This is a genomic window from Aetokthonos hydrillicola CCALA 1050 (assembly GCF_017591665.1).
In the GTDB taxonomy this organism is placed as follows: domain Bacteria; phylum Cyanobacteriota; class Cyanobacteriia; order Cyanobacteriales; family Nostocaceae; genus Aetokthonos; species Aetokthonos hydrillicola.
The window spans coordinates 1-1,113 of sequence record NZ_JAAKGC010000441.1 but is presented as its reverse complement, the minus strand read 5'-3'; the positions used below and the strand labels follow the sequence as shown (position 1 = coordinate 1,113).

The window sequence follows — 1,113 nt, the reverse complement described above, 5'->3', positions numbered from 1 at the left end:
CTGCTGCAGAAGTCACCGACGCCGAGGCGATTCACCCGGGCTACGGTTTCCTGGCAGAAAACGCCGATTTCGCCGAACGTGTCGAGCGCTCCGGTTTCGTGTTCATCGGGCCGCGTCCGGAAACGATCCGCATCATGGGCGACAAGGTCAGTGCCAAACAGGCCATGATTGCGGCCGGTGTGCCTGTCGTGCCCGGCTCCGAAGGCGCCTTGCCTGACGATCCTGCCTATTTGATCGAAACGGCGCGCAAGGTTGGTTATCCCGTGATTATCAAGGCAGCCGGCGGCGGTGGCGGTCGCGGCATGCGTGTGGTTCACACCGAAGCGGCACTGGTGAATGCAGTCAATCTGACCAAGGCGGAGGCGCAGGCTGCGTTCAATAATCCCGAAGTGTACATGGAAAAGTATCTTGAAAATCCGCGTCACATCGAGATCCAGGTGCTGGCCGATGGAAAGAAAGATGCCATCTGGCTTGGCGAGCGCGATTGCTCCATGCAGCGCCGCCATCAGAAAGTGATCGAAGAGGCACCGGCCCCCGGCATCAATCGCAAGCTCATCGAGCGCATAGGTGAACGTTGTGCCGACGCCTGCCGCAAAATGGGTTACCGTGGTGCGGGTACATTTGAATTTCTGTACGAAAACGACGAATTCTATTTCATCGAAATGAATACCCGCATCCAGGTCGAGCACACTGTGACCGAATGCATTACCGGTATTGACCTGGTGCAGCAGCAGATTTTCATTGCGGCCGGTGAAGAATTCAAACTGCGTCAACGCGACATCGTTATCAAGGGCCATGCCATCGAGTGCCGGATCAATGCGGAAGATCCGTACAGCTTCATGCCTTCACCTGGCCTGATCACGAACTGGCACGTACCCGGCGGTCCGGGTGTCCGGATCGATTCCCATGTGTTCAATGGCTACCGTGTGCCCCCCCACTACGATTCCATGATCGCCAAACTGATTACGTTCGGCGACACACGTGCGCAAGCCATTGCCCGCATGAATCTGGCCCTGTCCGAAATGGTCGTGGAAGGCATCCAGACCAATATCGCACTGCATCGTGAACTCATGACTGATGCCCGCTTTGTCGAGGGCGGCACCAGCATTCATT

1 protein-coding gene is annotated in these 1,113 nt (G+C 57.0%); it reads left to right on the top strand.

The genetic code is table 11. The features are described from left to right. On the top strand, window positions 1–1,113 hold a 1,113-nt coding region (locus G4P69_RS38705; protein WP_208355340.1), incomplete at both ends, for an acetyl-CoA carboxylase biotin carboxylase subunit.